The 19,371-nt window shown below is 38.7% G+C and carries 19 protein-coding genes; 11 read left to right on the top strand and 8 right to left on the bottom strand.

What is annotated here, in order from left to right; all coding sequences use genetic code 11:
* Positions 1–37: 37 nt before the first annotated feature.
* From trxB to DBR40_RS03975, 4 genes are all read left to right on the top strand, one after another.
* Positions 38–994 carry a thioredoxin-disulfide reductase gene (gene trxB / locus DBR40_RS03990; RefSeq protein WP_124558521.1) on the top strand — a complete coding sequence of 319 codons (957 nt, stop codon included), beginning with the start codon at positions 38–40 and terminating at the stop codon, positions 992–994.
* Between the two features lie 231 nt (positions 995–1,225).
* Positions 1,226–3,136 (top strand): beta-N-acetylhexosaminidase, encoded by a 1,911-nt coding sequence (locus tag DBR40_RS03985; protein WP_124558520.1) that lies wholly within the window; start codon positions 1,226–1,228, stop codon positions 3,134–3,136.
* Between the two features lie 64 nt (positions 3,137–3,200).
* Positions 3,201–3,827 carry a hypothetical protein gene (locus tag DBR40_RS03980; protein ID WP_124558519.1) on the top strand — a complete coding sequence of 209 codons (627 nt, stop codon included), beginning with the start codon at positions 3,201–3,203 and terminating at the stop codon, positions 3,825–3,827.
* A gap of 331 nt (positions 3,828–4,158) precedes the next feature.
* On the top strand, positions 4,159–4,530 hold the full coding sequence (locus DBR40_RS03975; RefSeq protein ID WP_124558518.1) for a diacylglycerol kinase family protein: 372 nt from the start codon (positions 4,159–4,161) through the stop codon (positions 4,528–4,530).
* Here DBR40_RS03975 and DBR40_RS03970 read toward each other — a convergent pair.
* The 3 genes from DBR40_RS03970 to DBR40_RS03960 form a co-directional block, all read right to left on the bottom strand.
* Positions 4,519–5,085: a DUF922 domain-containing protein gene (locus tag DBR40_RS03970; RefSeq protein ID WP_124558517.1), complete on the bottom strand. Its 567-nt coding sequence runs from the start codon at positions 5,083–5,085 to the stop codon at positions 4,519–4,521. The two genes, DBR40_RS03975 and DBR40_RS03970, sit on opposite strands and share 12 nt — an antisense overlap.
* 107 nt (positions 5,086–5,192) lie before the next feature.
* A complete protein-coding gene (locus DBR40_RS03965) occupies positions 5,193–5,792 on the bottom strand; it encodes a hypothetical protein (RefSeq protein ID WP_124558516.1) in 600 nt (199 codons plus the stop codon).
* Positions 5,779–6,276 (bottom strand): RNA polymerase sigma factor, encoded by a 498-nt coding sequence (locus DBR40_RS03960; protein WP_039476083.1) that lies wholly within the window; start codon positions 6,274–6,276, stop codon positions 5,779–5,781. The genes DBR40_RS03965 and DBR40_RS03960 overlap by 14 nt, the downstream gene beginning before the upstream one ends.
* Positions 6,277–6,602: 326 nt before the next feature.
* Here DBR40_RS03960 and DBR40_RS03955 point away from each other — a divergent pair, with 326 nt between their 5' ends.
* The 4 genes from DBR40_RS03955 to DBR40_RS03940 all read left to right on the top strand — a co-directional run bounded on the left by DBR40_RS03955 (position 6,603) and on the right by DBR40_RS03940 (position 10,550).
* Positions 6,603–7,988 (top strand): dicarboxylate/amino acid:cation symporter, encoded by a 1,386-nt coding sequence (locus DBR40_RS03955; RefSeq protein WP_124558515.1) that lies wholly within the window; start codon positions 6,603–6,605, stop codon positions 7,986–7,988.
* A gap of 100 nt (positions 7,989–8,088) precedes the next feature.
* Entirely contained in the window at positions 8,089–8,589 is a 501-nt protein-coding gene (locus DBR40_RS03950) for a hypothetical protein (protein WP_124558514.1), read from the top strand.
* A 99-nt stretch (positions 8,590–8,688) separates the two neighbouring features.
* Complete coding sequence (locus tag DBR40_RS03945; protein WP_124558513.1) at positions 8,689–9,051, top strand: BlaI/MecI/CopY family transcriptional regulator; 363 nt, start codon at positions 8,689–8,691, stop codon at positions 9,049–9,051.
* Between the two features lie 5 nt (positions 9,052–9,056).
* Positions 9,057–10,550: a M56 family metallopeptidase gene (locus DBR40_RS03940; protein ID WP_124558512.1), complete on the top strand. Its 1,494-nt coding sequence runs from the start codon at positions 9,057–9,059 to the stop codon at positions 10,548–10,550.
* Between the two features lie 149 nt (positions 10,551–10,699).
* On the opposite strand, the gene DBR40_RS03935 is transcribed toward DBR40_RS03940, so the two are convergent.
* Positions 10,700–13,360, bottom strand: a complete 2,661-nt coding sequence (locus DBR40_RS03935; RefSeq protein WP_124558511.1) for a TonB-dependent receptor — start codon at positions 13,358–13,360, stop codon at positions 10,700–10,702.
* Positions 13,357–14,313, bottom strand: a complete 957-nt coding sequence (locus DBR40_RS03930; RefSeq protein WP_124558510.1) for a GLPGLI family protein — start codon at positions 14,311–14,313, stop codon at positions 13,357–13,359. The genes DBR40_RS03935 and DBR40_RS03930 overlap by 4 nt, the downstream gene beginning before the upstream one ends.
* A 417-nt stretch (positions 14,314–14,730) precedes the next feature.
* Between DBR40_RS03930 and rplU the strand changes: the two genes are divergently transcribed.
* The 3 genes from rplU to DBR40_RS26830 all read left to right on the top strand — a co-directional run bounded on the left by rplU (position 14,731) and on the right by DBR40_RS26830 (position 16,724).
* Positions 14,731–15,042, top strand: coding sequence for a 50S ribosomal protein L21 (gene rplU / locus DBR40_RS03925; RefSeq protein WP_039476071.1), 312 nt, complete (start codon positions 14,731–14,733; stop codon positions 15,040–15,042).
* 52 nt (positions 15,043–15,094) lie between these two features.
* Positions 15,095–15,511 (top strand): 50S ribosomal protein L27, encoded by a 417-nt coding sequence (gene rpmA / locus DBR40_RS03920; RefSeq protein ID WP_124558509.1) that lies wholly within the window; start codon positions 15,095–15,097, stop codon positions 15,509–15,511.
* A 370-nt stretch (positions 15,512–15,881) separates the two neighbouring features.
* On the top strand, positions 15,882–16,724 hold the full coding sequence (locus DBR40_RS26830) for a hypothetical protein (RefSeq protein WP_199748273.1): 843 nt from the start codon (positions 15,882–15,884) through the stop codon (positions 16,722–16,724).
* A 95-nt stretch (positions 16,725–16,819) separates the two neighbouring features.
* On the opposite strand, the gene DBR40_RS03910 is transcribed toward DBR40_RS26830, so the two are convergent.
* From DBR40_RS03910 to DBR40_RS03900, 3 genes are read right to left on the bottom strand one after another with little or no spacing between them, the layout of a single operon-like run.
* Entirely contained in the window at positions 16,820–17,527 is a 708-nt protein-coding gene (locus DBR40_RS03910) for a hypothetical protein (RefSeq protein ID WP_124558508.1), read from the bottom strand.
* A gap of 5 nt (positions 17,528–17,532) precedes the next feature.
* The gene (locus DBR40_RS03905) at positions 17,533–18,366 is read right to left on the bottom strand and encodes a hypothetical protein (RefSeq protein WP_124558507.1); all 834 of its coding nucleotides are present in this window, start codon (positions 18,364–18,366) and stop codon (positions 17,533–17,535) included.
* A gap of 22 nt (positions 18,367–18,388) precedes the next feature.
* Entirely contained in the window at positions 18,389–19,354 is a 966-nt protein-coding gene (locus DBR40_RS03900) for a polyprenyl synthetase family protein (protein WP_124558506.1), read from the bottom strand.
* Between the last annotated feature and the right edge of the window lie 17 nt (positions 19,355–19,371).

The raw sequence follows: 19,371 nt of genomic DNA, 5'->3' as shown, positions 1-19,371 counted from the left end.
TTGCGCTACAATTAATGAATTTCAAATACATCATATAATGTCACAAGAAAACGAACACGTTCAGTGTTTAATTATAGGTTCTGGTCCCGCTGGTTATACCGCTGCAATTTATGCCGCCAGAGCAGATTTAAAACCAATTATGTACACTGGTATGCAAGCCGGTGGACAACTTACCCAAACTACTGATGTAGAAAACTTCCCGGGCTACCCACAAGGAATTATGGGGCCGGAAATGATGGAAGATTTCCGCAAACAAGCCGAACGTTTTGGAACAGATATCCGTTTTGGTTATGTAAGCTCAGTTGATTTTTCTTCAACACCACATAAAGTAGTGGTTGATGAAATTAAAACCATTACTGCCGATACCGTAATTATTGCAACCGGTGCCACAGCAAAGTGGTTGGGTTTACCAAGCGAACAACAATACAATGGCTTTGGTGTTTCTGCCTGTGCCGTATGTGATGGTTTCTTCTTCAAAGGTCAGGATGTAGCCATTGTAGGTGCTGGTGATACTGCTGCCGAGGAAGCTACTTATTTAGCCAAACTTTGTAAAACAGTACATTTATTGGTTCGCCGTGATGAATTCAGGGCTTCTAAAGCTATGGTTAGCCGTGTGTTGGCTACACCGAATATTGTGGTACATTACAATACCGAAACGCAGGAAATTTTAGGTAACGGTAAAAATGTAACAGCAGTAAAAGTGATCAACAATAAAACAGGTATAGAATCTGATATCGCTGTTGAAGGTTTCTTCGTAGCTATTGGTCATAAACCTAATACCGATATTTTTAAAGGTCAGTTGGATATGGATGAGACTGGTTATTTAACTACCAAACCAGGTTCTACTTTAACCAATATAGAAGGTGTATTTGCTTGTGGCGATGTACAGGATATGTATTATAGACAAGCAGTAACCGCTGCGGGTTCTGGTTGTATGGCTGCACTCGATGCCGAAAGGTACCTGGCTGCAAAAGAGCATCCGGTAGAAGCATAAGCATTCTTAAACGTATTTTAAAAGAGAAATCAATAGTGGTTTCTCTTTTTTTATGCCTTAATCTTTTATAAAGCAGGTGTATTGGATTTTTACCACTTAAAATTTATTCGGTCAGTACAGTAAAATCAAACGTTTGATTTCTATTGTAACAAGAATGTGGGATTAAGAATCTTGCTACAATCTTTATCTTGGTGTGCTAAAACAAAAATTTAACCTTAAACTAAAACACAAATGAACAAAACATTATCGGTTTTTATTGGAGTCTTAATGGGCACAAGTGCGTTTGCTCAGAGCGATTCCAATTTGGGCATTATTCCTGCTCCGGTATCCATTACCAAAAATGCCGGAACCTTTCTATTAGACAAAACAACTGTACTGGTGCATACTGATGCAGATGGAGCAAAGATGGGCGATCTTTTAAACGCATTTATTGTAGGCAGGGGAGGCTTTGCTTTAAGAGAGGTAAAAACAGCTACTGCTGGTCAAAAAGCTATTGTATTAACTTCGGCAGGTGCCGATAAGTTGCCTAACGAAGGTTATAATATTAATATTTCAGCTAAACAAGTTACATTGGTGGGTAAGGGCGCCGGTTTATTTTATGCCGTTGAATCGCTGATGCAGATGATGCCTGAAAAAAACGGTGATAAAATCGCTTTACCAATAGTATCGGTTAAAGATTATCCGCGTTTTTCTTATCGTGGAGCAATGTTGGATGTGAGCCGTCATTTTTTTCCGGTTTCTTTTGTTAAAAAGTATATCGATCAGCTGGCTTTTTACAAAATCAATACCTTTCACTGGCATTTAACCGATGATCAGGGCTGGAGACTGGAAATTAAAAAATATCCAAAATTAACAGAGATTGGTTCATCACGTAACGGTAGTGTAATCGGACATTATCCGGGTAACGGAAATTACCTTACACCAGTTAAAGGTTTTTATACTCAGGAAGAGGCTAAGGAGATTGTTAAATATGCCGCTGCTAAATACATCACTGTAATTCCTGAAATTGAATTGCCTGGTCATGCTTCAGCTGCAATTGCTTCTTATCCAGAGTTAAGCTGTTTCCCAGATCGTGATACTTTTATCAGTGATAAAACTCCATGGGCAGGTAGCCAAAAAGGTAAACAAGTACAACAAACCTGGGGTGTTTTTGATGATATTTTTGTTCCCTCAGAAAACACCTTTACTTTCCTGAACAATATATTGGATGAGGTGATTGCCATTTTTCCTTCAAAATACATCCATATTGGTGGCGATGAAGCACCAAAAACATATTGGAAAGAATCACCTTTTTGCCAGGCTTTAATGAAAGAAAAAGGCTTAAAAGACGAGCACGAGTTGCAAAGTTATTTTATCCAGACCATAGAAAAACATGTAAATGGCAAAGGTCGTTCTATTATTGGTTGGGATGAGATTTTAGAAGGCGGTTTAGCGCCAAATGCTACTGTAATGAGCTGGAGAGGCGAAGATGGTGGTATTGCTGCAGCACAACAAAATCACGATGTAATTATGACGCCAGGTTCGATGGGCTTGTATATCGATCACAAACAATCTAATTCTCCTGATGAGCCCGTTACCATTGGTGGTTTTGCCCCTTATCAGAAAATATATGCGTACGATCCGGTTCCGAAAGTATTAACAGCCGATCAGAGAAAGTATATTAAAGGTGTACAGGCAAATATGTGGACTGAATATATTAAAACCCCTGAAAAAGCTGAAAATCATGCTTTCCCACGCATATTGGCTTTATCAGAAATTGCCTGGTCGCCGGTTGAACGTAAAGATCTGAAAAACTTTAGCGAAGAACGTTTACCTGCACATTTGGCTCGTTTAGATAAAATGAACGTTAACTATTGGGTGCCAACGCCAATTGGTCAAAGCGATAAAACTTTAACCGGTAGCGAATTTACCATCGATTTAAAAGTACCGGTTAAGGGAGGTAAAATCTATTATTCGATTGATTTATCCCGCCCTTCAGAAAATGCTTTTTTATACACCGGACCGGTTAAAATTACTGTTCCACAAGGTGAGAAAAGAGTTTTGAAAACCATTGTTGTTGCGCCAAGCGGTAGAAGAAGTGTAACTACTGAAACGGTTTTAAATAATGGTGCACCTGATGTTAAAGCCGATGCTAAGAAATAAAAAATAATTGCTTTGATAGGCTAAAATCCTTAATTTGGGACAACCAAAAATGTCCCGAATTAAAATGAAACTACAGAAATATACATTACAGCATCTCTTGTGCATAACAGGGATGCTGTTTTGTTTCGCATGCACCGAAGAGAAACAAAAAGAAGTTGTCGCAGCCCCAGCTAAAGCCACTAAAAATCCTTTTCCTTTTTATAAAGATATTGAAGTAAAACCCGGATTAAACTTCGAAATTGTAAGCTGGGGTAAGGGAGTCGATTCTATTGGTGGTTACCAGATTTTAATGTCCGATTCTATTCGCAATAATTACCGTTCAGCGGCAGTAGATCGTAAAGGTATAATTACCGACGCCTGGAATATGGATCTCGATAACGACGGAAACCCAGAGTTATACATTCAATTGTTGAGCAAAAAGAATGTTTCCGACCTGAATGTTTTTGAGTACGCAGGTGGCGATTTTAACAAAATCAGTTTCCCTTCTTTGAGTGCAAACCAAAAGAAAGGTTATACCGGCAACGATAAGTTTTTTATCAAAAATGGCGATCTTTTTCGCACATTTCCGGCAAAAGATGCAGGCGATAGCAGTAAAACAGTTACTAAAACCTACCAGTATAAGTTAAGTGGAAATAGTTTTTCGACCAGTGAAGTAAATCCGGAAGAAGAAAATACCAAGGCCAAGAAGTAGAGATTTATTATAGATATTCGTCATTACCAGCTTGACAGGGAATCGTAATAATTTAGTGTGTTAGCACATTAAGATTCCCGCTTTCGCGGGAATGACGATTTAGGCCGGGTAGAAGGAGAGGCTTCGTCATTGCGAGGTACGAAGCAAACCCATCCCAGTAGCCGTCATTTCGAGCGAAGTGAAACGAAGTCGAGAAATCTATCTCGAAGAGAGTCTTTTTGATTTAGATCTCTCCCCACCTGTACGGGCAGGCATTCCGCTGTGCTTCATCCGATAGCTATCGGATTGAGATGACGACTATCTTTATTGCGATTAGCATAAATTTAAAACAATGGACAATCAGAAATTCTCAATTATCAATCGAATTAAAAGCTTTAAATATGCCTTTCATGGCTTAAAACTGTTTTTTATCCACGATCATAATGGGAGGGTTCATCTTTTTGCAGCAATTATTGCCATTGGTCTTTCTTTTTACCTCAAGCTTTCGCCATTAGAGTGGATTTCCATTTTAGGCGTTATCTCAGCGGTTATTGTAGCCGAGATTTTAAATTCGGCGATCGAAAAACTGGCCGATGTGGTTTCACCATCTATTCATCCTAAAATTAAGGTAGTAAAAGATTTGGCAGCTGCTGCGGTTTTGGTCGCCGCATTTTTAGCAGTAGCAGTTGGCTCAATTATATTTATCCCTAAATTATTTTTGTAAGGCCAGCGTAGCAGTTCTCGATTCCTCCATTTTATCCTGGATAATATCGTCCCAGCGAGCCTGCATTTTATGGTTGCTGCCATGTTCAGTTTCTTCGTCGTAATTGCGTTGCATGGTATCGAAATACTCGCTAATTTGGTTGGCCAGCTCTGATATTTGTGCTTTATAGTTGCTAACCGAATAATTGCGGTTCTTGAGCACTCTTTCGGCTTCAGAAAGCAGAATGTACTGAATATTAACATGGCCTTGTTCGTGGTGTAATAAACTGGCCCTGATTTCCGGATCTTTGATTTTATCCCACTTTACCCACGAACGCGTTTTATCAACTCTAACTTCGTTTTTAAGCTTAATTACAACACGGTTGCGGTACACTGTGCTGCTGTAACTGTATTCCCAGGTCATGGCTGTTAAAGCAAAAAAAGGCGAGCGCTCATCGGCCTTCCCTTTAAAATAGGTTTCCCAATCCAATTGCACCGGTTGGGTAAAATCTTGCTTAAAAGCAAAAGAAAAGGGCAGCGCCAGGAAGAATAATATCGGTAAAATAAGTTTTTTCAATGTTGTAAATTTAGTATCAACAGTGTATTGGTCTTGTTGCTTTCCTGCTAACCAAACCAGAACAATTTTGTGTGTTGAATTTTACAACGAAAAAACCGTGCCTAAAATTACTCGGGAGTAGAAATCTGTCCGCTGATGCGCTCAAATTTTTCGATCAGCAATGCAATTCTTTCTTTTTCCCGTTTCATTACTGCTTTTCGTAATATGGTTGAACAGAAAATCATCCATAAGGTAGTTAAACCTACCGCAATTACTTTTTGAGCAGTATTAAAGTGCGCCAGTATTTCTACAAAATAAAATATGAGCCCCAGCGAAAGTGCAACCATATAAAACCAGTAAAGCGAGTTGTATAGTTTGTAACGATTTAATTGATAGGTTTTTAAGTTGTTTAAAAATTCGTTAGGATGAGCAGTAAAATCATTCTTTGCAATTAAACGGTAATCGCGGTAAAGAATTAAGGTATAAACACCAATAGCAATAATAGTAATGCTAATGCCTACGTGCGTGGTCCACGATTCGAAATGGAAAAATATCCATAAGGCAGCAATAGCAATAAAAGACAGCAGCATGCCTCCAATATTCAAAGCCGATTTAAGCTTCAATCCATTCACCTCTTTCTTAGCTTGTTGCAGCATTTCGTCGGCAGAAACCTTAACTTCAACCTCGTGCTTTTGCCACAATTCCTGTATTTGATCAAACGCTTGCATACTGGCTATATAATTCTGTTAATTTTTGTTTAATACGGTGAATTTTTACCCTTAAATTGCCTTCGCTTATTCCCGAGATATCGGCAATTTCGTGGTATGGAAGTTCATCAAGCACCATGGTGATAATTAAACGGTCATTTTCTTCAAGTTTAGAAATACATTTATAAAGTAGGGCTACCTGCTCGTTTTTCTCCGAAAACTCCTCTACTTTATTTTCTATAATGTTATCAGTTAATTCGTCTTTAGCCTGTCTCTTTTCCGATCTCAGGTAAGTTAAACAGGTATTTACTGCGATGCGATAAATCCACGTAGAAATCAGAGATTTGTTGCGGAACTTATCCAGATTTTGCCAGACCTTTAAGAAAGTTTCCTGTAAAAGATCATTTGCAGCGTCGGTATCGCCGGTATAACCATAACATAAATGGAATATTTTTTTGGAATTCGAATCGAAGATCTGCTTAAATAACTTGTCTTTTTGTTCCATTTAGGGAATTATAGTTGCGTTTTAGATGATGGTGCACTTTTTTTGTTACACGAGAATGCGAAAATAATATATTTTTTAATGTCATTGAGTTAAAAATTTAAACCACACCTGTCCGGCTTGTCAGGCGGGGATGTTCGCAGATAAACACGCATTTTCATATCTGTGTGCGCATCCTTTTTATCTATGGTTAAATTATTTCTGCTTTGTTGAATAGCTTAATTAAGTGACGTTGATATATTTTTTGATGCCTCCCGATATCAAAATTTGTTACAAGCGGTAAATATCGTAGTTTTACCGAATTAAGAGTGCCACAAACTTTTTTATTCATGAAGAAAAACAAACTCACGCTTTTTATTTTTATAGCGCTGATTGCAGGTATTGCACTAGGCTATATTTTAAACGTAAACTCTATCAATGTTTACAACCAGAATATCCTGAATGCCGATGCAAAGGTTAAAAGTATCGAGGTAAACATCGCAAAAACGACCGATACAACCACTGCGGTTTATACTCAATTTAAAGCTGATAAAAAAGCTGCCGCCAAAATCAAAAAAGAAAACGAAGGAATAAGAGAGAAAAAACTGGAGTTTTTTACCCTTTTAAGCGATATTTTTCTGCGCCTGATTAAAATGATTGTTGCGCCACTGGTATTTACCACATTAGTTGTTGGTGTAGCTAAGGTGGGCGATATTAAAGCGGTAGGCCGTATTGGTGGTAAAACGCTTGGCTGGTTTTTAACCATGTCGTTAATGTCGCTGGTGTTGGGAATGATCCTGGTAAACTTATTTGAGCCTGGAAAACACATGAAATTATCGTTGCCTGATCATTTGGTTGATACCGGGATACAAAAAGCAGCCATGAGTGTTAAAGACTTTATTGCGCACGTGTTTCCAAAAAGTATTGCCGAATCAATGGCTACCAACGAAATTTTACAAATTGTGGTATTCTCGCTGTTTTTTGGAGTAGCTACGGCAGCCATTGGCGATATGGGACAGGTTGTAATTAAAGCTTTTGATGCCATTGCACACGTAATATTAAAAATGACCGGCTATGTAATGAACTTTGCACCACTCGCTGTTTTTGGCGCCATGACGGCGATTATAGCTAAGCAGGGTTTAAGTGTATTAAATACCTATGCTATTTTTATAGGGGAGTTTTACTTTGGTTTGGCCATTCTTTGGGGCTTACTCATATTTTTGGGCTTTCTGGTGCTGAAAAAACGTATTTTCCGCCTGGTAAACGATATGAAAGAGCCTGCGGTTCTGGCATTTAGTACGGCCAGTAGCGAAGCGGCCTATCCAAAAACCATGCTGTTACTGGAGCGTTTTGGCTGTAAAGATAAAATTGTAAGCTTTGTATTGCCATTGGGTTACTCGTTTAACCTGGATGGTTCGATGATGTACATGACCTTTGCCTCATTGTTTATTGCGCAGGCTTATGGTATTCATTTAGGTTTTGAACAGCAAATTTCGATGCTGTTAATCCTGATGTTAACCAGTAAGGGGATTGCCGGTGTGCCTAGAGCATCGCTGGTGGTTATTGCTGGTACTATTGCCAGTTTCAACATTCCCGAAGCAGGTTTAGCCTTGTTAATCGGTATCGATCCCTTACTGGATATGGGCCGTTCGGCAACGAATGTGGTAGGTAACAGTATTGCAACCGCTGTGGTAAGTAAATGGGAAGGGGAGCTTAAAGAGAGTACTGAGGCTTAAGTCGGGAGTTTTGAGTCAGAAACATGCAATCATTCAAAAAAACGATCATTCTTTCACTAAATAATTCAGTAATTCGTTCATTCAATAATTAATATAAAAAGTGTCAAGCAGAGGGAAAAAAATATTCTTAGCCATTACCATCATCGTTCCGATGATTATTTATTGTTACATCTACTATAAACCGATTATCCAGAACGCACCTTTCCGCAAAAAGGATTTCGTATCGATGGAATATAAATGGGGGATTAAGGACACCTTAGAAAATCATTACAACTCAGCAACAGGCGAGTACCAGTATGTTAACGGCGCCGATTCGGTAATTAAGAAGAAAATCTTTTTAAAGAGCGATGATATCCTTTACATGCACGGTAAAGCCAACGAAATTGGTCTTTGGAATTTTCCGGATACTATTGGTAAGAAAAGCGTAAAATCGATGGCAGTACCACGCTATGATATTTTGTTTAAATACAAGGAAAAAACAAAGCATGTAGTGATGTATGGTGATTTTGATGGCAATCCTAAATTACTCGATGCTGCTGTGCAGATGCGTAAAGTTATTGATCAAACCTTACTTCAGGCAGAAAAAAGAAGCGTAAAGTAAATTTATTGGTTTAATTTCAAACGAAAAGACCTTAATCAAAGCAGATTAAGGTCTTTTTTGTTTAGGATGTTTTCGTATATTTACGATATATTCGTAAGTATGGAAAAATTAACATTGCAGGAAGAAGAAGCGATGCTGGCTGTTTGGCAGATTGGAAAAGGCTTCATCAAAGATTTTATGGATGTACTGCCTGAGCCTAAACCTCCTTACACTACACTGGCATCAACAATTAAGAATCTGGAACGTAAAGGCTATCTGGTAAGCGAGCGTTTTGCCAATGCTAACCGTTACAGTGCAAAGGTTAAAGAAGTAGAATATAAAAAGCGGTTTATGAGCGGCTTTGTCAATAATTACTTTCAAAGTTCCTATAAAGAGCTTGTCGCTTTTTTTGCCAAGGATAAAAAGATCAGTGCCGAAGAACTTAAAGAGATTATAAATTTAATCGAGAACCCTGAAAAGTAAAGGCTATGCCACATTTCTTTCTCCTTTTATTAAAAATTAACCTGGTGCTGATTTTGTTTTCGGCCACCTATTACCTGGTATTGCGCAGGCTTACCTTTTACTCGCTCAACAGGGCTTTTCTGGTGTTCGGTATTATTTTTTCTTCTGCGTATCCTTTTATCAACCTTACCGATTTTTTGGCCGGCCGTAAGTCGGTACCTGCATTTGTTCCGGAGTTGAACCAACAGGTAAGTCAGCTGGTAAAACAAAATGCTGTACCGTTTATCTGGCAAATACTTTCCATACTTTTTTATGCAGGCGTGGTTTTAATGGCACTGCGTTTACTGGTGCAGTTCATCTCCCTGTATCGCATGCATCAAAATTCTTCGCCCGATAAGCTGAGTCAGTATCCGGTAAGGATATTAACTGAAGAGGTAAGCCCTTTCAGTTTCTGGCAAACCATTTACATTAATCCGGGTCTGCACAAGCAGGAAGATCTACCCAATATCCTGGCACACGAGAAAGTACATGTGGAGCAGTGGCATACATTAGATATTATTCTGGCCGAAATTTGCGTGGTTTTTTATTGGTTTAATCCAGGTGTTTGGCTGATGAAAAAAGCCGTGCGCGAAAATATTGAGTTTATTACCGATGCCCGCATTTTAAGAAAGGGAATCGATAAAAAGGCATACCAATACAGTTTGCTGGATGTAGGTGCTTTACAACCTTCGGTGGCTATTGTTAACAATTTCAACCTTTCTGATCTGAAAAAACGGATTAAAATGATGAATACCAAACGTTCATCGAAAGTGAACTTAACCCGCTATATGCTGGTATTACCGGTTTTGTTGTGCGTTACGCTGGCTTTTACTATTGATAAGAAAGCCGTTCGGAAAAGTTTAGCTCCCTTAACTAAAATGGTGGTTAATGTAATCCCACATAAGGAAGCTGAATCTATTGTGCAAGCCAAAACCAGTATAATAACCAGAAAAAAGAAAAAGATAGTCTCACCTTTGGTGAAAAAAATAGACACAGCAATCAAGCTGACATTTGTTTTTAAGCAGACTGGCAAAGAGGGCGATTCGGTACCGCACCAGATAAGAGAAGTGGTTAAAAAAATGGTTGGTAATGTTAAGTTCGATTTTAAAACGGATGGCGATCTTAGCAAAAGAACCTTTGTTAAACATTTCACCTTTACCGATTCTGTTCCAACTAACGAAAAAATTGAGCAGATTATGCTGGCTGATCAGGCGAATATGGGATTAGGAAATGTTCCTGATGCCAAAGGAAAAAAAGTAACCGCTGTTTTTATTATGAAGTCTACCATCAATACAAAACATGCCGATGAAACAGTAAACGATAAATCAGAAGTAAAAGAATCGTCGGTTACCAGCACAGGTTATTATTTAAATGGAAAAAAGATAAGCAAAGCAGAGCTCGATAAATTGAATCCCAACATGATTATGGATCTAAAAATGGATAAAAATAGACAGTTTATTCAGATCAATACCAAGCCTTAATATCATTCTTTTTTCTCCGCCGATCACACGGATTTCGCTGATTTGAAAAGATTTTGATTTAACCTCATGCTTGTCAATTTGCTCCTAGTGTGTCACCTTAAATCAGCGGGGAAATGATATGGTGCATCACTTCCCACTGACCAAAATACTTAGAAATTAAACGTAGCCTTCAGCATGGCCACCCTACCGGGGATGTAATAAGTACCGGTGGTAAGGGAGTTAGCCGAAAGATAAATGGCATCAAAGCTTTTAATGTTGGTTAAGTTGGTTATCCCAAATTCAATATCTGTTTTCATTTTTAACCATTTGTACCGCATATTGGCATCAGCAAAAAGATACTTCAAATCTGGCTGTGAAGATTGCCGGGTGAAAAGGTGTTCTGCCGATAAATTTAAATACACATTTCTAACCGTAGTGATGGCTAAAGATGACTGCTGCCTTAATTGCTTAAAGTTCGTTTCTATTCCATCAGCAATCATGGCTTTATTGTCGGTAATGGCAAAATTAGCGTTATATGACCAATTGATGAAGTTTGTAAGCTTAGCTTCAATGCCGGCTTTATAGCTTATCGTTTGCGTGTTAAATGGCAATAATGCATTGTTTTGTAGTTGACTGTATCGGCTTTGTGCAAAACTTACTCCGGCATTCACCGTACTTTTTAAGCTAAACAGATATTTGCTTGCATTTGCGGCTAGCGAGAGGCTGCGGATATGGTTATTCAATGGCAATACAATTTTCTGTTGGATGTTGTTACTTAAGTTATAAGCAGAAATGGTACTCAATTCGGTGTCGCTGTAAGTAGCCGTTAAATTCGCAAATAGCATTTGCATGGCCTTTCTAAAATTAAAACCAGCCCCAACATTATGTGTTTTGGATTCAGCAATAGGTGCATCGTTCGAAAATAGCGACCGGTAGTTTTTTAAAATAGTGCCGCGGTAAACATCATCAATTCCCCCAAGGTCGTTTCTGAAACTATAATTTGCTGTTACATAGTTTTCTGTACTGGTTTGGTATTTTACGTTAAGTGCCGGGTTTATAAATAACTTGTTCAGCCTGTTATCCAATTGATTTAGGGCATCGCTATAATTGATCTGATTGTAGCTTAACGGCAAGCTTATGCCTGCTTTTAGCTTATCGTTGGTATACTCATAGGTTGCCTCTGTATAGAGTTTGGTTTTTAGCCAGTCGAGATCGTTTACTGTACTGCCTGTTACTGGTTCCGTTTGCTGATTGTTTTGTGTACGGTATAGCTCCGAATTCAATTGTTGTTTTTGTACATTAAAACCAGCCTTATAGGTTTGTACGAAGTTGTTTTTTACAAAAGCGAAAGACGCATAATTGTTGGTGTACCAGGTTGGTAATTTAATGTATTGTGTTAAACCAAGATAACTGTTACCATTGTTTAAGATATCGGCATTAAGCCCGGGTGTAATATTTAGTGTTTCTGGTTGTGTAGTCCGGTTTAAGTAGGAGTAGAGGTTAATTACATCGTCTGATTTTAATTTTTTACGGTAATTAAATTCGTTCGACAAATCGAAGGTTTCTTGTTTAAGTACCTGGTTGGCCGCTACATTGTTAATTACAAAACCCGATGTGGTTTTAAAAGGTGTATATTCCACTACCAGATTGTTGTTCAGGTAGTACTGCTCAGCATTTCCGTTTAAGTTAAACTGCGCCCTCAGCTTTTGCGGATTAATGGCATTGCTCTGCGTTTCGGCATAGCGAATGGTTTGATTGGGTAAATAAGTTTCCGAAAATTTATTGTATTGCTGACGTCGCTGATCATATAAATATGAAATATTAGCCCTCAACTGCAGATCGGGGTTAAACTTGTATAAATTGTTCAGGTTAATCAGTCCTGCTTTGTTGAAAAGGTATCGGCTTTGCGGTAACGAAGGCACCCCGGCAGCACCTGTTGAAAGGAGTCCACTGGGTTTATCGTTATCCAGTTTTTTTAAGTAATCAGAGAAATTGTGCGCGGTAAGGTCGCCACCTGGATCGCTGCCAATGTTGTTGCCCTTAATGTTGTTAATAAACTTCAGTTTTTTATTAAACAGCATGGCGGTAAGGTTTTCGTCAAAGCGGTTGGGCATACCTGCTCCAACAGTTGCATCGCCCATTACTTTAAGCTTTGCCTCATCTTTTATTACCAGGTTTAGCGCAACATCATCGCTCATGTTATTTTTCCGCATCATTTTAATGGGCTGGTCGTTTTGGATTACCTGTACCTTATCAACCGCACCATGAGGGATGTTTTTTGTGCCAATATTGTATTTATCGTCTAGCAAATTATCACCATCTACATAAAGGTTCGAAATCGATTTTCCATTGTAGCTGATCTTGCCATCCTCGGCAACCTCTACACCAGGCATTTTTTTAAGCACATCGCCAATGCTTCTGTCTTGCTTGTCGGCAAAATCAGAAGTGCGGTAATTTAAGGTGTCGCCCCGGGCTGTTAACGATGGCCGGTTTTTAACGGTAACCGTTTCCAGTGTGGTTTCGCTGGGTTGTAAAGTCAGGTCGTAACTTTTAGCAATATCAGTTACAGTGGTAATCAGCTTTTTGAAGCCAATGCTCGAAGCTTCAATTTTGTAACCGGCAATCTGGTCATTTTTGAGCTCAATACTAAAAGTACCATTCTTGTTGGTGCGCGTAAAGTTGATGGTGTTACCTTCAGCATCTTTTAAAGTTACGTTAACTGATTCGACAGCCTTGCCGCTGGCATCTTTTACCATGCCTTTAAGTGGTTTCTGGGCAAAAACCGAAAAAGCTGCCAGCAGGAGCCAGCAGGTTAAAACGAGCTTTCTCATTTTTTGTCTTCAATTTCTATCGGGTTGTTTACTTCTGGTTTAGTTGCTGCTGTACCTGCCGGGCGTGGTGCCTGGTTGGTTCTGAACGAGCCTTGCATGCCGCTTGCCGCCATTTGTGCCTGCATAAAGCCCTGTGGGTCTTTATCACGGGCAGCTTTAAGTTTATCTAATTCTTTCCGGGTGGTTTTAATGGCATCGGCAGGCAATTTAATTTCTGGCCCAAGGTAGCTGGTACTCACATCTATACCTACAATTTTTACTGCACCCACTCCGCCATTCGGAGCTGCTATTTTAACATCGCCATCCGAGTTCGCTGTAGCATCTGCATCTTTTACATTTTCAAGCCCGGCAAATTCAAATTTCACTTCCTTTTTATCGTCGTAAGCTTCTACAATTAATCCGGGTAGGCCATTTAATTTCCACGGACCGCTTTGAAACGGAATTTCGCTGGCAAACCAGGCAACCCAGTTGCGGCCTTTAAAATGTGCTGTAGCTTTTTGGCAGGCAACCCCCGAAAAACTCATTGTATCTTTCAATATCTTCCAGTCTATTTTGGCTGCAGGTTCTTCAACCAGGTAATTGTTAAACAGGCGCTCTTTGGTAATCATTTTATGTTCGTTGGCAAAAAAGAAATAATCTTCCTGGGTTAGGGGAGCTTTCATTTCACTTTTTACTTCAATTTTCATGTTACCATTACCTGTTTGGTTTTTAATCTGTTCCTGTATCTGTTTTTGCATGTTCAGCGCCTGGTTCAGCTTATCGTAACTGGTATAAACCGAAGCGTTTTTGCCGGTTACCAATAGCATGTTTTCCACTTTCGGTTTGTCTCTTTGGGTGGTGTCTCTCACGTGTGTAAAAGTATAACGCACCCTGGCCAGTGCTTTATCCGGTTCCTGGGCTTTGGCCGAAAGTAAAATGGCGGTAGCCAAGCAGGTAGTTAAAATTCGTTTCATAATATTGGGTTTTAGTTATCTATTTAGTTTTCGTAAATCTACGAAATTTTCGTAGTAAAATTGGTGTTTAACATTTTTTAACAGATGGCAGTTTTATGATTTTGAAAAGGAGCAGACAGGAGTACTTGGCAGCTTGTAGTCCCGCTATCCACTACAAGCACTGCCGAAAAAGCTGAGGCTTTCCATTCCTATCGGGTTTAGAACAAAGTGGCTGCTACAAATCAGGTGGGGGTTAAAATGCTTACCTTTGTCTTCCGAAAAACTTTAATTGAGGTAGGTAAATGGATGCCGAATCAGCGGTAATGACCGGGGGAATGTTTTAACGAAAAATATTTTCGATATCTATTTGTGTGTTAATTGAAATTGTTCTATATTTGCACCTCGTTAAATAAAAATTAAAAAACTAATATTTAAACAATGTACGCAATAGTAAATATAGCAGGGCAGCAATTTAAAGTTGCTAAAGACCAGCACCTTTTTGTACACAGATTGCAAGGAGATGAAGGCGCTAGTATTGAATTTGATAATGTATTGTTGGTTGATAACGGTGGTGCAATTACTGTAGGTGCTCCTGCAGTTAAAGGTGCTAAAGTTTCAGCTAAGATCGTATCTCATTTAAAAGGTGATAAAGTAATCGTTTTCCACAAAAAACGTAGAAAAGGTTACAAAAAGAAAAACGGTCACCGCCAGTTTTTCACTAAGATTCAGATCTCTGACATCACGTTATAATTAATTGTTAACCCAATAATCCGCTTTTTGGCGGGTTACAAAATATAAAATCATGGCACACAAAAAAGGAGCCGGTAGTTCGAAAAACGGACGTGAATCGCATAGTAAGCGTTTAGGTATTAAAGTTTTCGGTGGTCAGTTAGCTATCGCAGGAAACATTTTAGTACGTCAACGTGGTACAAAACACCATCCTGATAAAGGCGTTGGTATTGGTAAAGACCATACTTTATTCGCTTTAGTTGATGGTACTGTTGTTTTCAAAAAGAAACAAGATAACAAATCATACGTTTCTATTCTTCCTATCACTGATGCTGAAATCGAAGCAGCAATCGCTAAACCAGCTGCTAAAAAAGCAACTGCAAAGAAAGAAGTTGTAGCTGAAGTTGAAGCAGCACCTGCTAAAAAAGCACCAGCAAAAAAAGCAGCTAAAAAAGACGAATCTACTGAAGAAGCTGCAGCTGCAGAATAATTAGTAAGAAACAAAAATATAAAAAAGGTTCTGATGAAAATCAGGACCTTTTTTGTTATATGGCTTATTGGTTCATAGTCAATAGCTTAATCCAACTGGAAATTGATAACTGAGTATTGGTCATTGGTTTATAGTCAATAGCTTAATTAAGCTGGAAATTGATAACTGAAAATTGGTTATTGGTTTATAATTAATAGATAATCCAACTGAAAATTGGCCATTAGTTCATTTCATCGCTTAGCTGACTTCAGATTTCCAACTCCTGACTCCGGACTGTCGACTCCCGGCTTAATTGTTAAACCCTGTTAAATAACAAAAATTAACATTTCCGGTCTGTAGATTTGGTTATTGATTTTAAAATTAATCCCCGATGAATCTGAAAGAAATATCCTTATTAATTCCGCTACTAATTTCTGTCCGGTTATTATATGCGCAAGAGGTTGAAGAAAATATCCGTATGGTAAAGCCGTTTAAAGCCGATGGCATCTCGAACGAATGGAACGAACCGCTTAATCAGTATAACGATGCTACACGGTTGGCTTTTGCTCTGGCTAATGATGATCAGAACCTGTACATTATTATCGAATCTTTAGATCCACAAACTACCTTTAGCGTGTTAAGAGGTGGTATTACATTAAATATTAATACAGTTGGTAAAAAGAAAGATGGTATGAAATTAACTTTTCCGCTAATGGAAAGACCGCCTATGCCAAATGAAAGTGATAGAGGGGCAGATCATCATGAGGTGAAACCCAATGAGCATAACGAGATGATGCTCGATGAGCAGGCAATGCACAAAGCTATTCATGTCTCAGGCTTTAAGCAGATTCCGGATGGCGATTTACCTGCTGATAACGAGAGCGGAATTGAAACTGGCATGAGCATTCATCCCAATAAAGACATGATATACGAATTGAGTATCCCATTAGCTCAATTGGCTGTTAACCTGGACATGAAAAATCCTTTGTTTTATAATATTAAAATTAACCAGTCTAATAAAGTCATTATGCATAAAGAAGGTAGGCCGGAAGGAGGTGAAAGACCTGGCGGTGGTATGTCGAGAGGTGGCATGGGCGGTGGCCGCGGTGGTATGGGTAGTGGAAGATCTGGTGGTGGTATGGGCGGCGGAGGCCGTGGACAGCGGCCAGCCGAAGGCATAGCAAACAGTAAAGCAGCCGATTTCTGGATTAAGTATAAACTAGCAAGAGCCTGATAAGCAAAATTCTCAGTTATACTTTTTTCGTATCAATATTAAATTAAGCGCTTAAACTGGTACACAATAGCAATACTTTTTAGATTAAGTTATTGCTATTGCACTACTTTAATGTGTTTAGAAACATAAGTTAACGCCTGATGCTCTAAATTGATTTGAGTAAGTGTACTACTTTCAAACTCAATAAACATTTTATAGTTGTCTTGTTTAAAAGCGTAAGCTACACCTTTAAACTTAATGCCGGATTGTGTAATGTTATAAGAAACCAATTTTGAATTTGGGCTAAGTTTAATAAAATCACGGTAGTTTTTGATTTTACTTCCAGATTTTAGTTGTTTAAAAGATGCATCAACAGTCGAAGTACCTTCGAAATCGTGCACAAAAACATTTAGATTCTTAGGCGTTTTAAATGCAAACTTTAAAGAATCATCATGTGTGTTTTGAAAAAAGCATCCTTTTTCTATTTTAAGCTGACTCTTTATATCCAGACTAACAAGAGAGTCTTTTGTTAATTTAACGATATAAAAGTCTCTAAGCCGGGTTAGGTCTAAAGAGTCAAGGTATTTGTACCTTTTATAAAGCAGACTGTTCCAGGCTTTAGGAGGCGGGGATGAGGATACGGAGCCTTGGTTCGAAAACCGTTGCTCTGTTAAATTTAAAATGTTGCTGTCTGGTATGTTACTTTGCCTCGAATCCATTTTGTTGCAAGTTGCAAAAAGACGTATTACTGCAAAAATAGCAATTGCGATACTAAGCACTATTCTCCAAACAGGCCTTTCTCTGTATTCTTCGTTATCATCCATGTGGCTTAATTTAGATCAGCAGTAGTTAAACGGAGCTCATTAATCTGATTGCCTTTTTGATCGTAATAGACATACTTCACAGCATTAATCTGAAATTTTCTAAAACCACTCATCAATTTTTTCAGCTTCCCACTTCGCAATATTTCGCTTTTCATCAGTTCTACACCTGCCTTGGTTTTCAACGGGCCAGCAAGATCTTTTGGGGTACGTACATGATAAACTAAATCGCCAAGCCTGTTTTGGTCTATTCTGAAGATAGTTGCACCGTTTGAGGCATCGGTATAAGGCAGGCTTTTGTTCAGTGCGGCTAATATCTGCTCAATAGGAGAAGATGGAGCCTTTGCTTTTGGATTTATAAAACTAGGATCGTTATTCAGGGCATCAGGAGTAGCCTTGCTCAGCTCTTCCATTTTCTTTTTATCTAATGTTGCCGATAAAATTTCGGATAGCTTTTCTGTATAATAGGTAATTTCGAATTTAACGCCATCTTTAATCAATTTATTAGAGGATGGCTGTTGTCTTAATAGCTCCATCATCATTCCTGGCATGGCCTGTTTTATAAAATTACTTTCAGGATCGCTGGCAGAATAAGTGGTAACCACCTTTATTTTAATTATTTTTTCCTTGTAATCTGCTTCTGCCGAAGTACTGCTTACCGATGCAGTATTGGTATACCTGGCTTGTTCATTGTAGGCTTTAATAAAATCGGCCATTCCATCTCTGGAATCTCTGCAGCCTGCAAAGAAGAAAAGGCTTAGCAATAAGGCTGTAAGGGTAAATAATTCGAAATGGAATTTACTACGAAAAGAGGTTGTTGGGTGCTGTAATAACTTGTACATGAGAGGTTAACTTATATTGTTTTTAATTATTCCGTTTCAATAGCTGTTCTGCAAGTTGGTGTAAATCATGTTTATTTGCTTTAGGAACTTCAATATCATTCAAGTTTTGAAAAGCTAGTGCTGCATATTTCATCATCTCTTTTTCTGCCTCTTCTCTAATCTTTAGTTCATTATATATGGCTGTAACCGCCTGAACTTTTTCCTGAATATCGGAGTTTTTATTGTTAATCCAACCCTGAAGTGCTAAAGAATTAGTTTTCGATAGTGCTTTTAAGAGCAGGAAAGTCTTCTTATTGGCAATAATATCACCGCCGACCTGCTTCCCAAATTTTTCAGGATCGGCATATACATCTAAAATATCGTCCTGTAGCTGAAAAGCAATGCCAATATTTTCGCCAAATTGTTCAATAAGATCGGCATCTTTTTTTGAAGCTCCAGCAATAATCGCTCCCAATTTGAGCGCGCCGCCCAATAGTACAGCTGTTTTAAGCCTGATCATGTTGATGTATTCTTCGATACTCACATCATCACGGCCTTCAAATTCCATATCCAGTTGCTGGCCTTCGCAAACACCTTGTGCTGTAGCATTAAAAGTATCCAGCACATCTTTAAGGAAAAACGGATTTACCTTAGCCAGATTTTTATTGGCTTCTACCATCATCACATCGCCACTTAAAATGGCGACATTGGTGCTCCATTTTTCATGCACGGTTGCCTGGCCTCTGCGTAGTGGCGCATTATCCATAATATCATCATGTACAAGGGTAAAATTATGGAAAACCTCAACAGCCATTGCGGCATGGATAGACTTGTTGGCATCTGCGCCAAACAATTCGGTAGCCATGAGTACCAAAAGCGGTCTTACTCGTTTGCCGCCAAGGTTAATGATGTAACTAATCGGATCATAAAGTTGCTTGGGGTGATCCGGGAACTTTAAATTTTGTATTGCTGTATCTAAAATCTGCTGTAATTGTTCTGTAGTATGCATGCTTTGTTTAAACACTG

The sequence above is a fragment of the Pedobacter sp. KBW01 genome (assembly GCF_003852395.1).
GTDB lineage: Bacteria > Bacteroidota > Bacteroidia > Sphingobacteriales > Sphingobacteriaceae > Pedobacter.
The sequence above is the reverse complement of the archived record's forward strand: the minus strand, read 5'-3'. Positions and strand labels throughout refer to the sequence as shown.

Coding starts and splice junctions, on each gene's coding strand:
- DBR40_RS03975 (WP_124558518.1), top strand. CDS start 4,159: ATGGACAATCAGAAATTCTCAATTATCAATCGAATTAAAAGCTTTAAA.
- rplU (WP_039476071.1), top strand. CDS start 14,731: ATGTACGCAATAGTAAATATAGCAGGGCAGCAATTTAAAGTTGCTAAA.
- DBR40_RS03905 (WP_124558507.1), bottom strand. CDS start 18,366: ATGTACAAGTTATTACAGCACCCAACAACCTCTTTTCGTAGTAAATTC.
- DBR40_RS03980 (WP_124558519.1), top strand. CDS start 3,201: ATGAAACTACAGAAATATACATTACAGCATCTCTTGTGCATAACAGGG.
- DBR40_RS26830 (WP_199748273.1), top strand. CDS start 15,882: ATGAATCTGAAAGAAATATCCTTATTAATTCCGCTACTAATTTCTGTC.
- DBR40_RS03935 (WP_124558511.1), bottom strand. CDS start 13,360: ATGAGAAAGCTCGTTTTAACCTGCTGGCTCCTGCTGGCAGCTTTTTCG.
- DBR40_RS03900 (WP_124558506.1), bottom strand. CDS start 19,354: ATGCATACTACAGAACAATTACAGCAGATTTTAGATACAGCAATACAA.
- DBR40_RS03910 (WP_124558508.1), bottom strand. CDS start 17,527: ATGGATGATAACGAAGAATACAGAGAAAGGCCTGTTTGGAGAATAGTG.
- DBR40_RS03945 (WP_124558513.1), top strand. CDS start 8,689: ATGGAAAAATTAACATTGCAGGAAGAAGAAGCGATGCTGGCTGTTTGG.
- rpmA (WP_124558509.1), top strand. CDS start 15,095: ATGGCACACAAAAAAGGAGCCGGTAGTTCGAAAAACGGACGTGAATCG.
- DBR40_RS03940 (WP_124558512.1), top strand. CDS start 9,057: ATGCCACATTTCTTTCTCCTTTTATTAAAAATTAACCTGGTGCTGATT.
- trxB (WP_124558521.1), top strand. CDS start 38: ATGTCACAAGAAAACGAACACGTTCAGTGTTTAATTATAGGTTCTGGT.
- DBR40_RS03965 (WP_124558516.1), bottom strand. CDS start 5,792: ATGCAAGCGTTTGATCAAATACAGGAATTGTGGCAAAAGCACGAGGTT.
- DBR40_RS03955 (WP_124558515.1), top strand. CDS start 6,603: ATGAAGAAAAACAAACTCACGCTTTTTATTTTTATAGCGCTGATTGCA.
- DBR40_RS03960 (WP_039476083.1), bottom strand. CDS start 6,276: ATGGAACAAAAAGACAAGTTATTTAAGCAGATCTTCGATTCGAATTCC.
- DBR40_RS03930 (WP_124558510.1), bottom strand. CDS start 14,313: ATGAAACGAATTTTAACTACCTGCTTGGCTACCGCCATTTTACTTTCG.
- DBR40_RS03985 (WP_124558520.1), top strand. CDS start 1,226: ATGAACAAAACATTATCGGTTTTTATTGGAGTCTTAATGGGCACAAGT.